The 19943-nt window shown below is 63.8% G+C and carries 15 protein-coding genes; 2 read left to right on the top strand and 13 right to left on the bottom strand.

What is annotated here, in order from left to right; genetic code table 11:
• Positions 1-4: 4 nt before the first annotated feature.
• Positions 5-1942 (bottom strand): asparagine synthase (glutamine-hydrolyzing), encoded by a 1938-nt coding sequence (gene asnB / locus NKH35_RS00265; RefSeq protein ID WP_023735002.1) that lies wholly within the window; start codon positions 1940-1942, stop codon positions 5-7.
• A gap of 298 nt (positions 1943-2240) precedes the next feature.
• Here asnB and NKH35_RS00260 point away from each other — a divergent pair, with 298 nt between their 5' ends.
• Positions 2241-3110: a hypothetical protein gene (locus NKH35_RS00260; protein WP_023737698.1), complete on the top strand. Its 870-nt coding sequence runs from the start codon at positions 2241-2243 to the stop codon at positions 3108-3110.
• 207 nt (positions 3111-3317) lie between these two features.
• Here the strand turns inward: NKH35_RS00260 and amaB are convergent, their stop codons facing one another.
• From amaB to NKH35_RS00205, 11 genes are all read right to left on the bottom strand, one after another.
• Positions 3318-4832: an L-piperidine-6-carboxylate dehydrogenase gene (gene amaB, locus NKH35_RS00255; protein ID WP_023671784.1), complete on the bottom strand. Its 1515-nt coding sequence runs from the start codon at positions 4830-4832 to the stop codon at positions 3318-3320.
• A gap of 175 nt (positions 4833-5007) precedes the next feature.
• A complete protein-coding gene (locus tag NKH35_RS00250; protein WP_023707663.1) occupies positions 5008-6282 on the bottom strand; it encodes an RNA polymerase sigma factor in 1275 nt (424 codons plus the stop codon).
• Complete coding sequence (locus NKH35_RS00245; RefSeq protein ID WP_023671781.1) at positions 6279-6653, bottom strand: YciI family protein; 375 nt, start codon at positions 6651-6653, stop codon at positions 6279-6281. The genes NKH35_RS00250 and NKH35_RS00245 overlap by 4 nt, the downstream gene beginning before the upstream one ends.
• A gap of 82 nt (positions 6654-6735) precedes the next feature.
• Positions 6736-7836, bottom strand: a complete 1101-nt coding sequence (locus NKH35_RS00240) for a DNA topoisomerase IB (protein ID WP_023686314.1) — start codon at positions 7834-7836, stop codon at positions 6736-6738.
• Between the two features lie 63 nt (positions 7837-7899).
• On the bottom strand, positions 7900-8661 hold the full coding sequence (locus tag NKH35_RS00235; RefSeq protein ID WP_023686315.1) for a hypothetical protein: 762 nt from the start codon (positions 8659-8661) through the stop codon (positions 7900-7902).
• Positions 8658-9536 (bottom strand): glycosyltransferase family 2 protein, encoded by an 879-nt coding sequence (locus NKH35_RS00230; protein WP_023725134.1) that lies wholly within the window; start codon positions 9534-9536, stop codon positions 8658-8660. Before NKH35_RS00230 ends, NKH35_RS00235 begins: the two co-directional genes overlap by 4 nt.
• On the bottom strand, positions 9529-10464 hold the full coding sequence (locus NKH35_RS00225; RefSeq protein ID WP_352913055.1) for a glycosyltransferase family 2 protein: 936 nt from the start codon (positions 10462-10464) through the stop codon (positions 9529-9531). Before NKH35_RS00225 ends, NKH35_RS00230 begins: the two co-directional genes overlap by 8 nt.
• 101 nt (positions 10465-10565) lie before the next feature.
• On the bottom strand, positions 10566-11450 hold the full coding sequence (locus tag NKH35_RS00220) for a transglutaminase family protein (protein ID WP_023683456.1): 885 nt from the start codon (positions 11448-11450) through the stop codon (positions 10566-10568).
• Between the two features lies 1 nt (position 11451).
• On the bottom strand, positions 11452-13863 hold the full coding sequence (locus NKH35_RS00215) for a circularly permuted type 2 ATP-grasp protein (protein ID WP_023703955.1): 2412 nt from the start codon (positions 13861-13863) through the stop codon (positions 11452-11454).
• Positions 13864-13869: 6 nt separating this feature from the next.
• Entirely contained in the window at positions 13870-17229 is a 3360-nt protein-coding gene (locus tag NKH35_RS00210) for a transglutaminase family protein (RefSeq protein WP_352913053.1), read from the bottom strand.
• A 248-nt stretch (positions 17230-17477) separates the two neighbouring features.
• Entirely contained in the window at positions 17478-18674 is a 1197-nt protein-coding gene (locus NKH35_RS00205) for an acyl-CoA dehydrogenase (protein WP_352913052.1), read from the bottom strand.
• 106 nt (positions 18675-18780) lie between these two features.
• Between NKH35_RS00205 and NKH35_RS00200 the strand changes: the two genes are divergently transcribed.
• Positions 18781-19692, top strand: coding sequence for a LysR family transcriptional regulator (locus NKH35_RS00200; protein WP_352913050.1), 912 nt, complete (start codon positions 18781-18783; stop codon positions 19690-19692).
• A gap of 11 nt (positions 19693-19703) precedes the next feature.
• Here the strand turns inward: NKH35_RS00200 and NKH35_RS00195 are convergent, their stop codons facing one another.
• Positions 19704-19886, bottom strand: coding sequence for a hypothetical protein (locus NKH35_RS00195; RefSeq protein WP_352913048.1), 183 nt, complete (start codon positions 19884-19886; stop codon positions 19704-19706).
• Positions 19887-19943 lie beyond the last annotated feature (57 nt).

The raw sequence follows: 19943 nt of genomic DNA, 5'->3' as shown, positions 1-19943 counted from the left end.
CGTCTCAGGCCGCTCTTGCCGCGCCGACCGCTTGGCCGGCGAAATTCTTCTGCCACAGCTGCGTCGACAGAATGCCGACGAAGGCGGCGTTGTCGCGAAATCCGGTCGCGGTCTCCATGCGGCATTTCTCGTGGAGCTTGGCCACCGCCTTGGCGTTGAACAGGCCGCCGGCGGTAATGCTCGCCTCGCCCAGGCAGTCACGAACATAGTCTAGTTCCTCCGCCCCGACGAAGGAGCGGGCCTCCGGGGCGCGGTAAGGTTGCTTGGTGCGTTTGCCGATCGTCGCCGGAAGGTGGTGCCTGGCCACCTTGCGCAATATGTGCTTCTCCATCAAGCCTTGCAGTTTCATCTCCGGCGGAAGTCTTGCCGCGAACTCTACCACGCGATGATCCAGGAAAGGAAACCGCCCTTCGATGCCGTGCGCCATGGCCATCCGATCGCCTTGGCTGGAGAGGATGTAGCCGGGCAGGAGGAAGCGGGTTTCGAGATACTGCGCCTGATGCAGTGGATGCCATAGGGAAAACGCCTCGGGCAGGCGGCTGGTCAGCTCTTCAGCCGCGTCATAGCCCTTCAACGTCGCACGCAGATCGCCGGAAAAGAAGATTTTCGCCGCCGCCGTGGTCTTGAAGCGTGGCCGATGCGAGAACAGCGGATCGTCGAGGGCAGCGTTGCTGGTGCCGAAGAAGGCAGCCAGATACTCCACCGATTGCTGTTGCAGGCCCGGCAGATACGGGTAAAGCCGGCGGAACAGCTGCGGCCTTATGCGCGATGTGGGCTGCCGCCCGCAGAACCGGCGGACACGCGCCTCCTTGAAGACGTCGTAGCCGGCGAAGACCTCGTCGGCGCCTTCACCCGTCAGCACCACCTTCAGGCCGGCCTGGCGAACCAGGGCGGATAATTTGTAGAGTGGCGCTGGCGCCGTGCGGATGATCGGCCGCTCGGCAAAGCGGACGACCTCAGGAAAGACCCCGGCGATATCGCGGGCGCCGCATTCTATGGCGTGGTGGCGCGTGCCGAGCGCCGAGGCCATTTCGATCTGAAAGGCGCTTTCGTCATGCTCGGCGCTGTCGAAGGTTACGGAAAATGTCTCCAGTCTCCGAGGAGTCATGCCGGCGGCAAGCGCCGAAACGAGCGACGAATCGAGCCCTCCGGAAAGATAGGAACCGACCGGCACGTCGGCCCGCATGCGAAGCCTCACCGCATCGGTCAGAAGGGCTTGCAACTCCTCTGCCGCGTGGTCCTCGTTCGTGATCTTCGACGGCTCATCACGATGCGGATAGTCCAGGTGCCAGTACCGCTTGACCGTGACCTGCCCCTGCGTCGCAATCATCACACTTGCCGGTTCCAACTCGTGGATATTGCGGAACGCCGTGCGCGGAGCGATCGGCGCCCACAGCGTAAAGATCTGGTCCAGCGCAATCGGATCAATTTCAGCGGAGACGCCCGGGACCTTCAGCAGGGCTTTGATCTCCGAGGCAAAGTAAAGCACCCCGTCCTTGCTTGTGTAGAACAGCGGCCGGACACCCATCCGGTCTCGTGCAAGCACCATTCGTCGCTGCCGATTGTCCCATATCGCCAAGGCGAAATCACCGTTCAGGAGAGACAAGCAGTCTTCGCCCATCTCCTCATAGAGCTGAAGGATGACCTCTGTGTCGCTCGACGTCCGAAAGTGCCGGCCCTTGGCGATCAGCCCTTCGCGCAGTTCTATGTAGTTGAAAATCTCGCCGTTGAACGCAATCGTCAAATTGCCGGCCTCGTCGGACATCGGTTGCTGGCCATCGCCGATGCCGATCACCGACAGCCGCGCATGCCCGAGCCCGGCATCGGGTGCTACGAATTTCCCTTGCTCATCCGGCCCACGATGGGCAATTGCGGCTACCATGTGCGTGAGCAAAGCTTCCGCATCCCGGATTGACCCGAAATAACCCCCGAATCCACACATCCCTTGAACTCATATTGAACGCTAAGGAACGGAACATAACCTCGATAGTGGCATCTGAGGTTAATCCGATATTTTCACCGAGCATGTGGTTAACAAGAAGTTTGCCACGATGTGGTCTTCGTGGCTAGGACGCGATGGCTCTCCTTCACCTCGCGGTTGCGGCCGTAATAGCCGGAACGATAGCCCAGGCTCGCTCTAGGCCTTTTTTCCGGGTTGGCATGGCTGGACACGGGCAGCTAAGGCTGGAAATGTGATTGCACGTCTTCGCTGCCGGGGGGCTGGCCGGAGGACGAGGAGGATGGCGCTGAATTTCGAATATATTGCCGGCCATCCGGCGCTGCACCGTCATGTCGAGGCGCAGTCGAAGGCGCTGCTGCATATCTATGAAACGAGCCCACGCCTGGCCGCCGTGTTCGCCACGCAACAGCGCTGGTTGCTGGCTCACACCGGCCTAGCCCTGCATTTCGCCCGCGACCCGCGCGATCCCCGCACGGAACTGACACTGGCCCGCTTCATCGATGCCGTGCTTCACTATTCCGTCGCCAGCCGCAACACGGCCGAAGCCTTCATCAAGGAGATGCTGTACTATCACATCATCGAATACCTGCCGCACACCGGTGATGGACGAGCCCATCCCTTTCAGGTGACGGCAGCGACGCTGAAGGAATTCGATGGCTGGGTGGTTGCGCATCTGCGCACGCTCGACGGTCTCGACGGCGGCGACCGTCTCGCCGCCTTTCTCGAGCAGCACGGCATGATTGCCAGGCTGCAGCCGCTGGTGGCGGAAGGCCTGCTCTCCTCCAACCCTGTGCGTGAGCCCAAGCAGACGTTTTCGCTGTTCATCTGGCTCAACAATGGCGGCATCGTCATGGATTGGCTGATGTCTGGCATCGATCCCGACAATGCCGGCCTCGACCGGATCCCGACCAGCGTGGTTTCGATCGGCGAATTCGCCAGTTGGCTAAAACTCTCGCGCACCCATCTTGCGCGCAAATTGCGCGACGCCGAAAAGCTCGGCAGCGTCGGCTGGCTAGGCCAGCGCGGGCATTCGGTGATGTGGGTGTCGAACAGCTTCTACCAGGAATACATGACCGTCCAGGCCGCCAAGCTTGCCGTTATCGATGCCGCGTTCGAAGCCTGCCGACCGGCGTCGCCGCACGCTGGCTGAACGTTCGGCGCAGACGCTGTTGCGCAGCCGATCGTGCCGACCGCGAGGACCCGTCCGGGCGCATGGCCGAGGTGGCCTTTCCGCCGTCGGGATACGGACATCTGGACAGCGGGGGCGAAGCCTGAAAGCGGAACGATCCGCGCGAGCGGCAGCGATCCGCCCGACGAGTTCGGGTGGATCAACTGGTCAAAGGCCGGGCGCAGCATCTCAATCGATGTCGAATGACACGCCCTGCGCCAGCGGCAGCGCCTTGGAATAGTTCACCGTGTTGGTGGCGCGGCGCATATAGGCCTTCCAGGCATCGGAGCCGCTCTCGCGGCCGCCGCCGGTTTCCTTCTCGCCGCCGAAGGCGCCGCCGATCTCGGCGCCCGACGTGCCGATGTTGACGTTGGCGATGCCGCAATCCGAACCATCGACGCCGAGGAAGCGCTCGGATTCCTGCAGGTCGCGGGTGAAGATCGACGACGACAGTCCGGCGCCGACCGCATTGTGCTCGTCGAGCACGGCATCGAAATCGGAATATTTCATCACGTAGAGGATCGGCGCGAAGGTTTCTTCGGTGACAGGAGCCACCTGCTTCGGCATTTCGACCAGCGCCGGATGCACGTAATAGGCATCGGGATGGCCATTCTCGACCCGCGAACCGCCGGTCAGCTTGCCGCCGTGAGCGGTGGCTTCCTTGAGCGCCTTCTGCATGGCGTCGAAGGCCGCCTTGTCGATCAGCGGCCCGACGAGCGAAGACGTCTCCAGCGGATTGCCGACCGAGACGCTCTCATAGGCCTTCTTCAGCCGCGGCAGCAGCGCGTCATAGACGCTGTCATGCACGAACAGGCGCCGCAGCGTCGTGCAGCGCTGGCCGGCGGTGCCCATGGCGCCAAAGGCGATGGCGCGCAGCGCCATGTCGAGATCGGCGGTCGGGCAGACGATGCCGGCATTGTTGCCGCCGAGTTCGAGCACGGCGCGGGCAAAGCGCTTGGCCAGACGCGGGCCGACATCCCGGCCCATGCGGGTCGAGCCGGTGGCCGAAACCAGCGCCACCTTCGGGTGGTCGACCAGGATCTCGCCGACGGAGCGGTCGCCAATCAGCACCGGTGCCAGGCCCTGCGGCGCATCCGCGCCGAAGCGCTTGACCGCGCCGGCAAAAATCGCCTCGCAGGCGAGCGCCGTCAGCGGCGTCTTTTCCGAAGGCTTCCACACCACGGCGTCGCCGCAGACCAGCGCCAGCGCCGCGTTCCACGACCACACCGCGACCGGGAAATTGAAGGCCGAAATGACGCCGACGACGCCGAGCGGATGCCAGGTCTCCATCATGCGATGTCCCGGACGCTCGGTGGCGATGGTTAGACCGTAGAGCTGGCGGGAAAGGCCGACGGCGAAATCGCAGATGTCGATCATTTCCTGGACTTCGCCGAGGCCTTCCGACGGGATCTTGCCGACCTCGATCGACACCAGCCGGCCAAGCTCGGTTTTGTGCGCGCGCAACTCCTCGCCGAGCAGCCGCACCAGTTCGCCGCGCCGGGGACCCGGCACCATCCGCCAGGCCTGGAACGCCGTGTGCGCGGCATCGATGGTCTTGGCCGCATCGGCCGGCGAAATCGTCTTCAGCGCCGCGATCTGTTCACCCGTCACCGGGCTGCGCACGACGAGGTCGCCGCCGGTCAGCGCGTCCTTGGCCACACCCAGTTTCGCCAGAAGTTCGGCCGTTTCCTTCGCTATCGTCATTTTTATCCCTTTCAGATCCGCTCGCCATCATAGGGCGGCGGTCGAGCCTTGGCGCCATTATCGCCCGCATGCCGCGGGCGCTGTCATGGCGTGCCATTACTCGTTTCAGGGGAAAATCGCCACCCCGGCATGGTCCAAGCCGAGATTGCACGATTGAGCCAGAGGAGGAACAGGCTTAGTGCGCTGTCTTCGCCGGCGCCTTCACGGCTCCGTCTCGCATCAGCCGGTCGATATGCATGCGGATATGGGCGGCTTCCGCTGCCGTGTTGGCCAACGCAATGGCGCGATCGAAGGCGACACGCGCCTCTTCGCCACGGCCGAGCTGCATCAACAGACCGCCCTTGAGGCCGAAGAAGTGGAAATAGCCGGACAGCCTCTCGCCAAGCGGCTCGATCATGGCGAGGGCAGCTTCCGGCCCGCGCACCTTGGCGACCGCAACCGCGCGGTTCAGCGTCACCACCGGCGAAGGTTGCATCGCCTCCAGCAGGCTGTAGAGCAGGTCGATCTCGGTCCAGTCGGTCTCCTCGGGGGTTGCCGCCCGCGCATGAAGGGCGGCGATCGCCGCCTGCACCTGGTAGGGTCCGGGCTTCTGGTGGCGCAGGGCCTTGTCGACCAGCGCCAGGCCTTCGTCGATCATCTTGCGGCTCCACAGCGAGCGGTCCTGGTCGTCGAGCAGCACGATCTCGCCATTCTCGTCGAAGCGGGCCGGCGCGCGCGCATGCTGCAGCAAAAGCAATGCCGTCAGACCCATGATCTCCGGCTCGGTCTGGAACAGCCGCAGCAACAGGCGCGCCAGCCGGATCGCTTCCTCGCAAAGCGGCGCACGCGCCGGCGCCTCGCCGCTGTTGGTGGAATAACCTTCGTTGAAGATCAGATAGACCATGGCGGCAACGGCGGCGAGCCGCTCCGAGCGCTCGACCGCTCCGGGCGTCTCGAACGGCACGCCGGCATCGGCAATGCGCGCCTTGGCGCGCGTGATGCGCTGTTCCATGGCGCTTTCGCCGACCAGGAACGCACGCGCGATCTGCTTGACTGTGAGACCGGAGACGATGCGCAGCGCCACCGCGATCTGCTGCGTAGGCGGCAGATCCGGATGGCAGCAGATGAACAAGAGCCGCAATATGTCATCGCGGTAGTGCGCGCCGTCCAGCCGTTCGGCGATATCGCTCTCGGCATCTTCCAAGTCCGAGATCTGGTCCTCTTCCGGCATTGGCGCCTGCTTGGCGCGCTTGCGCACCGCGTCGATGCCGGTGTTGCGGCCGACAAAGATTAGCCAGGCCGCAGGATCGCGCGGCGGCCCGTTCTGCGGCCAGTTCTTGAGTGCCCTCAGGCACGCGTCCTGGAAAGCTTCCTCCGCCGTATCGAGATTGCGGAAATAGCGCAGCAGCGCACCCATAGCCTGCGGGCGGGCAGCGCTGATCGCCGAGCTTATCCAGGCGAGGTCTGTCATGTGGCTACTCTGGTTGGGTTGAAGACGGAAACCGGTCGGATCTCATAGGATCCGCCGCTGGGATTGACCTCGGAAAGCTCGCGCGCGAAGTCGACGGCTTCGTCGAGATCGGCGCATTCCAGCGTGTAGAAGCCGAGGAACTGTTCCTTGGTCTCGGCAAACGGGCCGTCGATGACGACCGATTCGCCCTTGACCTTGCGCAGCGTCGTCGCGGCGGTGGTGGGCAAAAGCCGCGCCACCGGCCCAAGCCGGCCGGCTTGAGCATATTTTTCCTGCACATGCATGAGCTTTGCCATGACCTCGTCATCCTGTGCCTTGCTCCAGGAGGAGACGACATCTTCGGAGGCATAGCAGAGGATAGCGTAGAGCATGGGACGTCCTTTTCTGTCTCAAAGGACGAAACAGTAGGGCCTGTGCCGACATGGCGTCGACAAAAAAGTTACGCCATTTTTGTCAGCCTTCGCTTGCCTTCAACCATCTCAGCACAAGAGCCTCTTCATCATCGAGACCGTCGATCGCTCGCTTGCGCTTGTTGGCCTCGGTCATTTCGCTAAGCAGCCGCCCTTCCACCCAGGCTTCGAAAACCTGTGGATGGATGTAGCATTTGCGGCAGACGGCGCGTGTGTTGCCGAGCCGCTCGGCCACCTTGTCGATGACCGCGTTCATCACACGCTTGGTCTGCGCCTGGCTTTCGGGAAGCTCCGTCCGCGCAAACAGCGACGCGGCATGGATGGTGCCGCCCCAGGTGCGGAAATGCTTGGAGCTGAAATTGGCGCCGATCGCGTCGCGGATATAGCGGTTGACATCGTCGGAGCGCACTCCATGCCGCTCGCCGTCCTCGTCGAGATATTGGAACAGTTGCTGCCCCGGAATATCCTGCGCGCCGCGCACGACCCGGGCGATGCGGCGGTCGACCAGCTTCAACTTCCATTCCTTGCCGGACTTGCCCTTGAAGGCAAAGCGCAGGCTGGATCCCTTGATGTCGACGTGGCGGTCGCGTAGCGTCGTCAGCCCAAAGCTCTTGTTGTCGCGGGCATAGGCGGCATTGCCGACCCGGATCATCGTGTTGTCGAGCAGCCAGACAATTGCCGCCACGACGCGCTCGGCCGGCAGGCCACGGCGGCGCAGATCGGCATCGATCCGGCGGCGAAGCTCCGGCAGGCTTTCGGCAAAGGCGACAAGGCTGGAGTATTTGGCGCCGTCGCGCTCGGCGGCCCACAGCGGATGGTAGCGGTACTGTTTGCGCCCGCGCTGGTCGCGGCCGGTCGCCTGGATGTGGCCGGCGGGATCGGGCGAGATCCACACATCCGTCCATGCCGGCGGAATGGCCAGCGCCTTGATGCGGGCAATGGCTGCCGCGCCGACGGCCTGTCCTTTCGCGCCCTTGTAGGAAAAGCCTTCGCCCGCCTTCAGGCGCCGGATCCCCGGCTCGCTGTCGCTGATATAGGTGAGCGAGGCCTGTTCGGCAGCGGTCTGCGCGCCGTTCTTCGGCGCTCCATCGTCCCCCTGTCCGGCAGCCGACCGGCCGGATGGCGTCCCAGATTTGTCAAGCATGCCCGCTCCACGAGATTTTTCTCGTAGATAAGCGCCAGGCCGACTGCTGGTTCCACCCCGTTGCTATGGAATGTGGTCGGGTCCACCAATGGTGGCACCAGCCGGCACGGCCATCCAGAGGCCGCCATCGTCGACGTGAGGCGGATGGTAGTCGCGCCCGGGCGGAATCTGTTCGAACACGGCCCCTGCCTCATCGGCAAGGTAGTCATAGCCCACATCCTGCAGGAGCCCCTTTGGATCAAGGTGGTGGTAGAGATTGCGGCGGGCGATCCGCCGCTTCGGCTCCATCATCTTTAAATGATAGAGGTTGAGCCCGCTGTTGCGGGCCTTGAAACCAAGATCGGGAGGATACCAGAGCCCGTGCAGGTCCTCTGGTCGGTACTTCGCCGGATCGTAGGCTCTGAACAGACGATACTGGAACTTTTCGGCCCACAGCCCGTCGACCCGGTACTCGGTCGGCGAATACAATTCGCGGAGCCGGAACCCCCAGGCCATACGCCTGTAATCCCCCGTCAGCTGTCCGATCCGCTCCGCGGTACCGCGTTCCAGCCGCTCATCGGGATCAATAGCCAGGATCCAGTCGGCGGCAGCTTCATGCGCTGCGTCGAGTAAGATCCGCCGCCGCTGCGGCTCGCTGCTGAACACGCCGGTCGCCCCGCGATCGTCATAGGCAATCCAGCCGTCAACGACCGGATCGATATTGGTGATCAGATCGGCAACCAGATGCGCGTCATAACGATAGCTGAAAACTGCGACCGTTCTCTGGCGCGTCCAGAACAGTCGGCTCCGTCGCCAGCGTCGAGGCTTGATTTGGCTCGTTATCATTTTCTTGTTGCCGCTTTCACGCGATTTCGCACGCCAATATAGACACCCACGGATTTGACCAGCAGGGCAAGCCAGACAATTGGCATCGACATCATCGCGAAAGTTCGATCCCGATCGGAAAGCCCGATCTTCGCCAGCTTGCGGGCATTCCGCCGATCGCGAAACGTGTCGCGAAAACACCGAAACGGAGTGTTCAGGGCAGACGCTGCGAGGTAATCGCCGCGGCGACAGCCGCGCCTGTACTGATCGGCAAGCAATCTGGACAGCCGGGTTTCGTTGCGATGAACGGTTTGCACCTTAGGCTCCCACACCGGCTGCAGTTCCTGCGGCAGCCGCCCCAGGAATTCGGTGTCTTCGGCAGCAGGCATGGTTTCATCGAACAAGCCAAATTCATCGAACAGCCGCCGATCGAACGACACGCCGTAACGCAGCGCACGATCCGACGGCAGACCGGGAAGCCGTCGCATGAACATGATCAGATGAGCCGCACAGGCGATCAGATTGCGCGGATGGCTATTCACCATCGCGCTCGCCACGGCGCGGTCGCCAGCCAGATGCCGCTGCATCCGTGCCTCGGCCCAGCCCGAACAGGCGAGGCAATCATCGGCAAGAAAGGCAACGAAAGGCGCTTTGGTGGCCGCAATGCCGAGATTGCGGGCTGCGCCTACAAACAGCCTTCGACCGACCTCGATCACTGGCACCTTGACCCCGGCGCCGGTCAGCAGCGCCATGACCTCGCCTCCGCCCGAGTTGACCACCATGATCTCGAGCGGCTCATCCTGATCCAGCAGGGATGTCACCGCCTCGACGATTTGAGCCGGCGCGCGATAGCCGATGACAATGACGGCAAGCTGCGGCGGGGCTGATTCAGGCACGTTGCAACTGGACGCGCGGAGAGGAAAACCAGCGCCGCAGCGCCAGCTTCAGCTGGTAGCGCCTGCAGCGCCAGGTATTCGACCGCACCTTCGGCGCCGCCGCCGCGATCCTCAGGAACCGCGCCGCCGTCTCCAGATCACCGCGCGCATAGTGAACCCGGGCGATCTTGAGGGCGACCAGCCCCTCCCTGGTCTTTAGCGACGACAGTGGGATGCCACAGTCAGTCAGCTCGCGCAGCGCCAGCCGCCAGTCGAGAAAGCGGCGCACCGGCCTGGTGATGAAGCGATCATCAGAACGCACTGCCGAAACGTGGTAGATCATGACGGGATGCACGATCAGGGCAAGCGACGCCCTGCCCATCAGCCTGGACCAGAACAGCGTGTCCTCGTCATAGGCAAGCCCGGTCGGGAAGCGCGTGTCGCCGACGACCCGCCGGGAAACCAGCGCACTGCCCACGGCGATCGAGCGGATATGACCTTCCAGATAGGCCGAGGCATTGGCTATACCGTCTTCTATGTAGCCGGCTGGAAGCTTGAGGTTCCGGTTCTCGCCATCGGTGCGCCGACGGTAGGCGCCGATCACCATGTCGGCGGCCGGCTGCGCCCCCGCCCGGACCAGCATCGACCGCAGCCCGCCCTCCAGATGCAAGTCGTCGGCGTCGATCAGGTAGATCCAGGAGCATTGCGCCTGCGCCAGCGCCACATTGCGGGAGCCGCCCGCGTCCCGGCAGCTGCTCTTGAGCACGCGCAACGGCAACGAGAATTGCGTGGCGGCATTCAGCGCGGCTTCTGCCGTCCCGTCCGAGGAGGAATCGTCGACCAGCAGCACCTCGCCGATAACCTCGGCTTCGGAACGAAGCGAGGCCAGCGTGGCCGCAATGGTTGCCGCCGCATTGTGCGCCGGGATGATGACACTGATTGCCGTCAATACCGAACTCCGCATCAGCATGCCTGCCGACCGATCCTCCCCGAAGTTTCGACCGAGCATAACGGGCATGGCCGTTGTTGAGAAGCTGTGCTACGAGGCTGTCAGGCCTTCTCGAGCGCGACCGGGATGACGTCGACGGCCTGGTCGCCGACCTGGCCGCCGGTGGTTTTCAGCACGCCGACGATCGGAGCCACGTCGGAATAGTCGCGGCCATAGCCAACGGTGATGTGGTCGTTGCTGGCCCGCATGCCATTGGTCGGGTCGAATTCCTGCCAGCCGGCATCGCGCCCACACCACACCTTGACCCAGGCATGCATGGCATCGGCGCCTTCGAGCCGCGGCTTCCCTTTCGGTGGAATGGTGCGCAGGAAGCCGCTGACATAACCCGCAGGAATACCTAGACCGCGCAGGCCGGCGATCATGATGTGGGAGAAGTCCTGGCACACGCCCCGCTTCAAACGGAAGGCATCGCTGGCCCCGGTACGCACCGTGGTCGCTTCCCCGTCATAGGTGAAGTCGCGGTGGATGCGGTTGCACAGATCGATGGCCATGCCGACCGTCGAGCCGCCGGCGCTGTCGCGAGCATAGGCGGTGATCGCCGCATCGATGCCGGCATGATCGCTGGCGGCGAGAAAGTGATGCGGTGCATCCGGCGCCAGTGACCGTACGGCGCCGAGTTCTTCCCGCAGGCGCTGCAGATCGGGCGACACGTCGAGCCCAGGCTCCGGCCGTGACACCGACACGCGCGCGCTCATTCTGATGTCGAGCCCGTCATGGACGTCGCGAAAGGCGATCGCGGTGACATTGTTGCCGAAGAAATCGGCAAAATCCGTGCGCTCCGATGGGGTCGGCACAAACGAAAGCGAGGCCGCGATCACGCGCTGCACGCCGGCAATGGTCGGCGGCAATACACGCACCTGATGCCGGCTGCCGCCGGCCGCGGCGTCATAATCGTAGCTGAGATGAAGCCTGATATCGTACAGCATGTTAACCGAAATACGCTTTAGCCAGGCTGCTGTAGAGGTTGCCGATCTCAGTTGCGAGATCGTCCAGCACTTCCGCCGACATCTCCGATGGCTCCATGACGGCAATTGCCGTGTTGAGCTGCAGGATTTCCTTGGCCGCGACCGACATATGCCCCTCCGGCCCAACCGATGGCAACAGGCCGATCTCCGCCTTCAGCCGTTCGAGCTGGAACAGGATCGAGCGCGGGTTGAGTGGGTCGAGCGCCAAGAGGTCGATCACCGTGCGCCGTCCGGCCCGCACCGGATATTGCCGGCGGTGGGTCATGACGCTGTCACCGATCTCCAGCATCATGTCGAGCGAGCCGTCCGGCGCACCGGACCTTGTCAGTCGGGCTAGCGTACGGGCGATCTGGATGCCGCGCTCGATCCGCCGGCCGATCTCGAGGAAACGCCAGCCGGTGAAACGGTACATATTCTCGTGCAACAGGCCGGAAAAGCCGGCCAACTTGCGCAGCATGACCGTCATCGCCCGTGTCGCGTCGTCACCCGGCGCCACCGTGGTGGCGAACTGATGAATGGTCTTCGACAGGTCCTTCAGCGCCAGCCAGCCATCGGGTGAAAAGCGGTCGCGGATCTGTCCGGCGCTGTAGACGGCGCTGTCCAGCGTGCCGATCAATCCGGGCGGAATGGCCGCTTCGAGATCGATGCCGAAGGGTTCGAGATAGTCCCTTATATCGGCGAGCAGCAGCATGTCAGGATCGGACGTCTCGGCCAGCCGCACATGATAGGCGCGCAGGATACGCACCGTATCTTCCGAACGCTCGATATAGCGGCCGAGCCAGGTCAGGTTTTCCGCCGCGCGGCTGGGCAGGCTGCCCGGCATGGTGCGGACGAAGCTGTCATGCTCCTGCGGCAGCAGCGTCTCGCGCTCGACCGACCGGTCGCTGACCACCCAGACGTCGGCCGCCTGGCCGCCGCGCTGCATGGCGATGGCCGTCGGGTCGAGCGATAGGCCGACACGGGCGAAACCGCCCGGCATTACCGTCCAGCCATCGGGCGTGCGCGCCAGATAAACGCGCAGGCTTGCCGGTCGCGGTTCCAGCCAGCCGCCGACATAGACCGGCGTCGTTGACAGCGTCACCGCTTCCTGGCCGACGAAACCGCTGCCATCGCTCTCGATGCGCGCGATCAGCGCGATGCGTTCCTCCGGCGTCAGTGCCGAACCGAGCCTGGTCTGGCCGTCATCCTCGAAGGCCAGCCGCGTCGACAGCGCCGGACCGATCACCATGCGATCGATATTGGCAAGCACATGGGCCCGTTCGGTTGCTTGCCCGCACCACCAGGTGGCGACGCTTGGCAACAGAAGTTCTTCGCCGCGCAATGCGCGCGAAATCTTCGGCAGGAAAGCGAGCAGCGCCCGGGTTTCCATCAAGCCCGAACCCAGCGCATTGACCGTCGAAACCGTGCCGCGGCGGATCGCCTCGACCAGCCCCGGCGTGCCGATATGCGAGTCCGACCTCAGTTCCAGCGGATCGGCAAAGGCGGCATCGAGCCGCCGCCACAGCACGCTGATCGGCATCAGCCCGGAAACCGTGCGCACCATCAGCTTGCCGCCGGAGACGGTCAGATCCTCGCCCTCGAGCAGCATGATGCCGAGATAGCGGGCGATATAGGCGTGCTCATAATAGGTCTCGTTGAGCGGCCCCGGCGTCAGAATGGCGACGCGGCCGTCATTCTCCTTCGCCATGCCGATCAGAGCATCGCGAAAGCGACGGAAGAAACCGGCCAGGCGATGCACATGCATCTCGCCATAGATGTCGGACAAAGCCCGCGTCGTGGCGACGCGGTTTTCCAGCGCAAAGCCGGCGCCCGACGGCGCCTGCGTGCGGTCGCCCAGCACCCACCAGCTTCCATCCGGCCCACGGCCGAGCTCGAAGGCGCAAAAATGCAGGAAATGACCGCTGGCCGGCATGGTGCCGACGACGGGGCGCAAATATTCGGGGCTCGCCGCAATCAGGCCTGCCGGCAGGATTCCCTTCTCGATCAGCCGGTTCGGCCCGTAAATATCAGCGACTATCTCCTCGAAAAGCTCGGCGCGCTGGACGAGACCGGCGCTGATCCCGGCCCATTCCTTGTCTTCGATCAGCAGCGGGATATGCGCCAGTGGCCATTCGCGCTCGTTGGCGCCGGCCTTGTCGTAGACGCGATAATAAACGCCGGCGTCGCGCAGATACTGGTCGGCGCGGGCAAAGCGCTGGCCCAGCTTTTCGGGACCCAGCTCCTCCAGCGCCTCGATGAAGGGCGCCCAGGCCGGACGCGGATGGCCCGAAGCATCGACCATCTCGTCGACGACGCCGTCAATCGGCTGATAGTGCTCCAGCAGACTGTGCCTCAGCGGCTTGCCGCGGACCTTTTTCTGATTCCCCTTTGCCATCGCTGATCAGAGTCTTGCTGGCCGCCTGAGGTCAAGGGTCATGGGGAAGTCTTCAGAGGCTTCTTCATTGCGCACCACATAGGCCGACGGCGTATGGCCGCGCGGCTCGAAGCGGGCGAGACGCCGCGCCTCAGCCTCATTGCCGTTGACCGGGAAGGTGTCGTAGCTGCGCCCACCTGGATGCGCGACATGGTAGACGCAGCCGCCCACCGCCCGCCCCGACCAACGGTCGTAAATGTCGAAAACCAAAGGCGTGTTGACCGGCAGCGCCGGATGCAGGCCCGACGAAGGCTGCCAGGCCTTGAAGCGCACACCGGCCACCGCGACCTCGCGATTGTCGGTGACCTTCATCGGCACGATTCGGCCATTGCAGACAATGGCATGACGTTCCGGGTTGAGGCCTTCGGTCCTGACCTGCAGCCGTTCGACCGAGGAGTCGACGAAACGCACAGTGCCGCCGATTGCGCCTTGCTCGCCCATGACATGCCACGGCTCCAGCGCCTGCCGCAGTTCCAGCTTGATGCCGGCATGCTGGACTTCGCCGCAGAACGGAAAGCGGAACTCCAGCTGGGCATCGAACCATTCCGGCCGGAATTCGAACCCGTTGAGCTTGAGGTCGTCGAGCACGTCGAGGAAATCCGCCCAGACATAGTGCGGCAGCATGAAACGGTCATGGAGCGAGGTGCCCCAGCGCACGAAGCGGCCATCAAGCGGGTTGTTCCACGCACGGGCGATGATGGCGCGTACCAGCAATTGCTGCGCCAGCGACATGCGCGCATTGGGCGGCATCTCGAAACCGCGGAACTCAACAAGCCCAAGCCGGCCGGTCGGGCCATCGGGCGAAAACAGCTTGTCGATGCAGATTTCCGAGCGGTGCGTATTGCCGGTGACATCGGTCAACAGGTTGCGAAACAGTCGGTCGACCAGCCAAGGCAGCGGTGGGTTGCCCTGGCCCGGGTGCGGCACCTGCGCCATCGCGATCTCGAGTTCGTAAAGCGAATCGTGCCGCGCCTCGTCGAAGCGCGGCGCCTGGCTGGTCGGGCCGATGAACAGGCCGGAGAATAGATAGGACAGCGACGGGCGCCGCTGCCATTGCAGCACCAGGCTCTTCAACAGATCGGGCCGGCGCAGGAACGGGCTGTCATTGGGCGTCGCGCCGCCGACGACGACATGGTTGCCCCCGCCGGTACCGGTGTGGCGGCCGTCGATCATGAACTTGTCGGCGCCAAGCCGCGTCTGCCGTGCTTCCTCGTAGATCGCCGTCGTCGTCGCCACGCAGTCCTGCCAGTTGGCAGCCGGATGGATGTTGACCTCGATGACGCCGGGATCGGGTGCCACCCTGATGACGTTGAGGCGCGGATCGTGCGGCGGTCCATAGCCTTCGATATGGACGGGAAGGCCGATCGCCTTGGCCGCGTTTTCGGCGGCTGCGACGAGTTCGAGATAGTCTTCCAGCGCCTCGACCGGCGGCATGAACACGCAAAGCCGCCCGTCGCGCGGCTCGACCGAAAGTGCTGTACGCACCGCGCCGCCGATCTCGGTGATCTCCTGCTCCACCCGGTCTTGCTGGCCGGTCGTCGCAGTGAAAGAAATCGCCTGCTGGCGCCGCGCCATCTCGTCGGCGCCTTCCAGCTCGGCCGGAGCCGGTTCTGGCAGTATGGCTTCCCGCGCCGGCAGCGGTCCACGCGGCAGCGACGGATCGACCGGCACGATATAGGGGAACTGTGCCGGCGGCACATAGGGCAGCGTGCCCAGCGGCAGGCGGTAGCCGACCGGGGAATCGCCCGGCACCAGGAACAGCCGCCCGCGCCGCGTCTTCCACTTCTCCGAGCGCCAGCGCGGGTCCGATGCCTGGCTGTTCCAGCGCTGGACCGGCAGCACATAGCCGGACGGCCTGGTCAGCCCGCGCTCGAACACTTTCGCCATGCGGCTGCGCTCTTCGGGGTCTTCCAGTTTGGAGTTGGACGGATCGACATTGTCGGGCAGCTTACCTTCCTTCAGCAGCCATTCGGCCGGGTCCTCATAGGCCTCGCTGACCATCGCCTTGTCGATGCCGAGTTCGCCGGCGATTGCCGTCAGCAGGCTTTTCGCCTGCTGCGGCCCGACCTTCGCATCGCTCTTTTCGTGTGCGATCAGCGACGGATCGCTCCACACCGGCTGGCCGTCGGTGCGCCAATACAGCGAGAAGGTCCAACGCGGCAGGCTCTCGCCCGGATACCATTTGCCCTGGCCGTAATGGAGGAAACCGCCCGGCGCGAAGCGCTCGCGCAGTTTCCGGATCAACGCATCGGCCTTTTCGCGCTTGGTCGGGCCGACGGCGGCGGTGTTCCACTCGGCGGACTCGAAATCGTCGATCGACACAAAGGTCGGCTCGCCGCCCATTGTCAGCCTGACATCACCCGCTTGAAGTGCGGCGTCGACCTTGTTGCCCAGCGCATCCAGCGCCTGCCAACTCTCATCCGAAAACGGCTTGGTGATGCGCGGATGTTCGGCAATGCGGTCGACACGCATGTCGAAGCCGAACTCGACATTGGCAAAGCTCGCAATGCCGGAAATGGGCGCGGCGTTGCGGAAATGCGGCGTGGCCGCCAGCGGCACATGGCTTTCGCCGGTGAGCAGGCCGGACGTCGGATCGAAGCCGATCCAGCCGGCGCCCGGCAGATAGACCTCGCACCAGGCGTGCAGGTCGGTGAAGTCGACGGCGGTTCCGGCTGGGCCATCGAGCGCGACCAGATCGGGCTTCAGCTGGATCAGATAGCCTGAGACGAAACGCGCGGCGAGGCCTAGATTCCTGAGGATTTGCACCAGCAGCCAGCTCGAATCCCGGCACGATCCCTTTTTCGCGGCCAGCGTTTCCTCCGGCGAGAACACGCCGGTTTCCATCCGCACGATATAAGCGATCTCCCGCTGCAGCCGCGCATTGAGGTCGACGACGAAATTGACGGTGTTGGTGGCGCTACGGTCGATGGTTGCGAGGAAAGCAGACAGCAGCGGCCCCGCCGGCTCCGGCGTGCGGTAGATGGCGAGATCGTCCCTGATGTCTTCGGGGTACTCGAACGGGAGGGTCTCGGCCGATGGCTCGACGAAGAAATCGAACGGATTGTAGACCGTCATGTCGGCGACGAGGTCGACCTCGATCTTCAATTCCGTCACCGGCTCCGGGAAGACGAAGCGGGCCAGGAAATTGCCGTAGGGGTCCTGCTGCAGATTGACGAAGTGGTTCGCCGGCCCGACCTTCAGCGAATGGCTGAGCACCTTGGTGCGGGAATGCGGTGCCGGCTGCAGCCTGATGACCTGGGGCCCGAGAACCACCGGCCGGTCGTATTTGTAATGGGTCAGGTGGTAGACGGCTGCCAGTATTGCCATGGGGCCCCGGAGATCGGCGTTTCTTCAGCCGAACCCTGACACATCTATTGGCCATTCTCCAAGCAGAGATGTTGCGCTGCACCTAAATTAAGCAGCCGAAGCCGGCTACGCTGTGTCGAGATTCAGGTCAGGCCGAGTCGAAAATGGCTGATACCGAGAACCGGAGCAGAGCGTACTTTTGGTACGCGAGCACCGGAAGCGCAGGTATCGGCCATTTGCAGGCCGGCCTCACTTGAATTCGGCACAGCTTAGAAAAACGCCTGTATCCCCGTCTGAGCCCTGCCAAGGATCAGCGCATGCACGTCATGCGTGCCTTCATAGGTGTTGACCGTCTCCAGGTTCTGCGCGTGGCGCATGACGTGGTAGCCGATCTGGATGCCGTTGCCGCCATGCATGTCGCGGGCCTGGCGGGCGATGTCGAGCGCCTTGCCGCAATTGTTGCGCTTGACGATCGAGATCATCTCCGGTGCCATCTTGCCCTCGTCCATCAGCCTTCCGACCCGCAAGCTGGCCTGCAGGCCCAGCGCGATCTCGGTCTGCATGTCGGCGAGCTTCTTCTGGAACAGCTGCGTGCCGGCGAGCGGCTTGCCGAACTGCTTGCGGTCGAGGCCATATTGCCGCGCCCGGCGCCAGCAATCGTCGGCCGCGCCCATCGCGCCCCAGGAAATGCCGTAGCGCGCGCGGTTGAGGCAGCCGAACGGACCGCCGAGGCCCCTGGCGTTGGGCAGCAGCGCATCTTCGCCAACCTCGACGCCTTCCATCACCACTTCGCCGGTGATCGACGCGCGAAGGCTGAGCTTGCCGCCGATCTTCGGTGCCGAAAGCCCCTTCATGCCCTTTTCCAGCACGAAGCCGCGGATTTCGTCCTTGCCGTTGTCGCCCTTGAGCTTCGCCCAGACGACGAACACATCGGCGATCGGCGCGTTGGAGATCCACATTTTCGAGCCGGAAATCCTGTACCCGTTCGCGGTCTTCTCGGCCCGCGTCTTCATACCGCCGGGATCGGAACCCGCATCCGGTTCGGTCAGGCCGAAGCAGCCGATCCATTCGCCGGAGGCCAGCTTAGGTAGAAATTTCTTGCGCTGTTCTTCCGAGCCATAGGCATGGATCGGATACATCACCAGCGACGACTGCACGGACATCATCGAGCGGTAGCCGGAATCGACCCGCTCGACCTCGCGCGCCACCAACCCGTAGGTGACGTAATTGGCGCCGAGCCCGCCATATTCCTCGGGAATGGTGATGCCGAGCAGGCCGGCCTCGCCCATCTCACGAAAAATGCCGGCGTCGGTCTTTTCCTCGAGATAGGCCTCCTCGATGCGCGGCGCGAGCTTGTCGGCGGCAAAGGCGGCCGCGCCATCGCGCACCATGCGCTCATCCTCGGAAAGCTGGTTCTCGATCAGGAAGGGGTCTTCCCAGACGAACGCGTTCTTGTCGGCGGCCATGGCTTCGCTCTCTCCCAAAATCTTGAAGTGCTCGGGCTTATCCACCTCCGCTTCGGAAAAATCAAACAAAATTGCATCACAGATCAATGAGGTTTAGTAATGGATCATGAACGTCCAACGCCGGCTTTTACCCAGCACCAGCGCCCTTGCCGCCTTCGAGGCCGTGGCCCGCCTTGGCTCCTTCACCGCTGCCGCCCAGGAACTCGATTTGACCCAAGGGGCCGTCAGCCGCCAGATAGCACTTCTGGAGGAACAGTTCGGCCGCCGGCTGTTCGAGCGCGACAGCCGCAATGTTCGGCTGTCCACGGCGGGCGAAATCTATGCCGAAGCCGTGCGGGCGGCACTCGGGCAATTGCGCGACGCCGCGCTCGGATTGATGAGCAACCGGCATAGCGGCATGCTGAACCTCGCCATACTGCCGACCTTCGGCACGCGCTGGCTGATGCCGCTGATCCCGGATTTCGTCGCAGAAAACCCTGACATCACCATCAACTTTGTCACCCGCATCGGCCGCTTCGACTTCGCCCGCGAACGCCTCGACGCCGCTATCCATCATGGCCAGCCGGACTGGCCGGACGCCGATTCTACATTGTTGATGCGCGAAACCGTGATGCCGGTGGTTTCGCCCGACTTCCTCGCCAGCCGCGACATCACTGCTGCGGCCGACATCAGCCGCCTGCCGCTGCTGCACATGGCGACGCGCCCTGGCGCCTGGGGCGAATGGTTCGAGGAACAGGACTTGAGCGCACCGATCGGACCCGGCATGCAGTTCGAGCAATTCGGCACTGTTGCCCAAGCCTGCATGGCGGGGCTTGGCGTCGCGCTCCTGCCGCAAGTTCTTATCGCCGGCGAATTGCAGCGCGGTCAGCTCGTGCCGGCGCCGGGACAGCCGATGGAAAGCCGCAGCGCCTACTACCTCGTCGTCCCGAACGACAAGCGCGGCCATCCGCCGGTCGCCAGCTTTCGCGACTGGCTGCTGGGCCAGGTTGAGAAGGAACCGGCTGTTCTGGCCTGGTAGCTACTTCCGCTTCATCGGCTCGGTTTCCGGCTGGAAGCGCAGCGTTTTTGCGACTTGCGTTCGGCAACTTTCGCATCGAGCTTGCTTTTGATCCGGGCGAAAGCCTGGTCTCCATCGACCGAACTGCCACTCGCCATGCCCCCGTCCCAAAGACGCCCCAAGTCTTGGACACTCACTTTCTCGAAACTTGCCATATCGCGCGTATCTCCACACAAGGATGGTAGATAACGCTCTAGCGATTGCAAGGAACC

It is taken from the genome of Mesorhizobium sp. M1143, assembly GCF_040318435.1.
GTDB lineage: Bacteria > Pseudomonadota > Alphaproteobacteria > Rhizobiales > Rhizobiaceae > Mesorhizobium.
The sequence above is the reverse complement of the archived record's forward strand: the minus strand, read 5'-3'. Positions and strand labels throughout refer to the sequence as shown.

Excerpts from the sequence above, each read along its gene's own strand:
- NKH35_RS00200 (WP_352913050.1), top strand. The coding sequence starts at position 18,781 with ATGAACGTCCAACGCCGGCTTTTACCCAGCACCAGCGCCCTTGCCGCC.
- NKH35_RS00215 (WP_023703955.1), bottom strand. The coding sequence starts at position 13,863 with ATGGCAAAGGGGAATCAGAAAAAGGTCCGCGGCAAGCCGCTGAGGCAC.
- amaB (WP_023671784.1), bottom strand. The coding sequence starts at position 4,832 with ATGACGATAGCGAAGGAAACGGCCGAACTTCTGGCGAAACTGGGTGTG.
- NKH35_RS00235 (WP_023686315.1), bottom strand. The coding sequence starts at position 8,661 with ATGATAACGAGCCAAATCAAGCCTCGACGCTGGCGACGGAGCCGACTG.
- NKH35_RS00220 (WP_023683456.1), bottom strand. The coding sequence starts at position 11,450 with ATGCTGTACGATATCAGGCTTCATCTCAGCTACGATTATGACGCCGCG.
- NKH35_RS00195 (WP_352913048.1), bottom strand. The coding sequence starts at position 19,886 with ATGGCAAGTTTCGAGAAAGTGAGTGTCCAAGACTTGGGGCGTCTTTGG.
- NKH35_RS00240 (WP_023686314.1), bottom strand. The coding sequence starts at position 7,836 with ATGCTTGACAAATCTGGGACGCCATCCGGCCGGTCGGCTGCCGGACAG.
- NKH35_RS00260 (WP_023737698.1), top strand. The coding sequence starts at position 2,241 with ATGGCGCTGAATTTCGAATATATTGCCGGCCATCCGGCGCTGCACCGT.
- asnB (WP_023735002.1), bottom strand. The coding sequence starts at position 1,942 with ATGTGTGGATTCGGGGGTTATTTCGGGTCAATCCGGGATGCGGAAGCT.
- NKH35_RS00245 (WP_023671781.1), bottom strand. The coding sequence starts at position 6,653 with ATGCTCTACGCTATCCTCTGCTATGCCTCCGAAGATGTCGTCTCCTCC.
- NKH35_RS00210 (WP_352913053.1), bottom strand. The coding sequence starts at position 17,229 with ATGGCAATACTGGCAGCCGTCTACCACCTGACCCATTACAAATACGAC.
- NKH35_RS00205 (WP_352913052.1), bottom strand. The coding sequence starts at position 18,674 with ATGGCCGCCGACAAGAACGCGTTCGTCTGGGAAGACCCCTTCCTGATC.
- NKH35_RS00250 (WP_023707663.1), bottom strand. The coding sequence starts at position 6,282 with ATGACAGACCTCGCCTGGATAAGCTCGGCGATCAGCGCTGCCCGCCCG.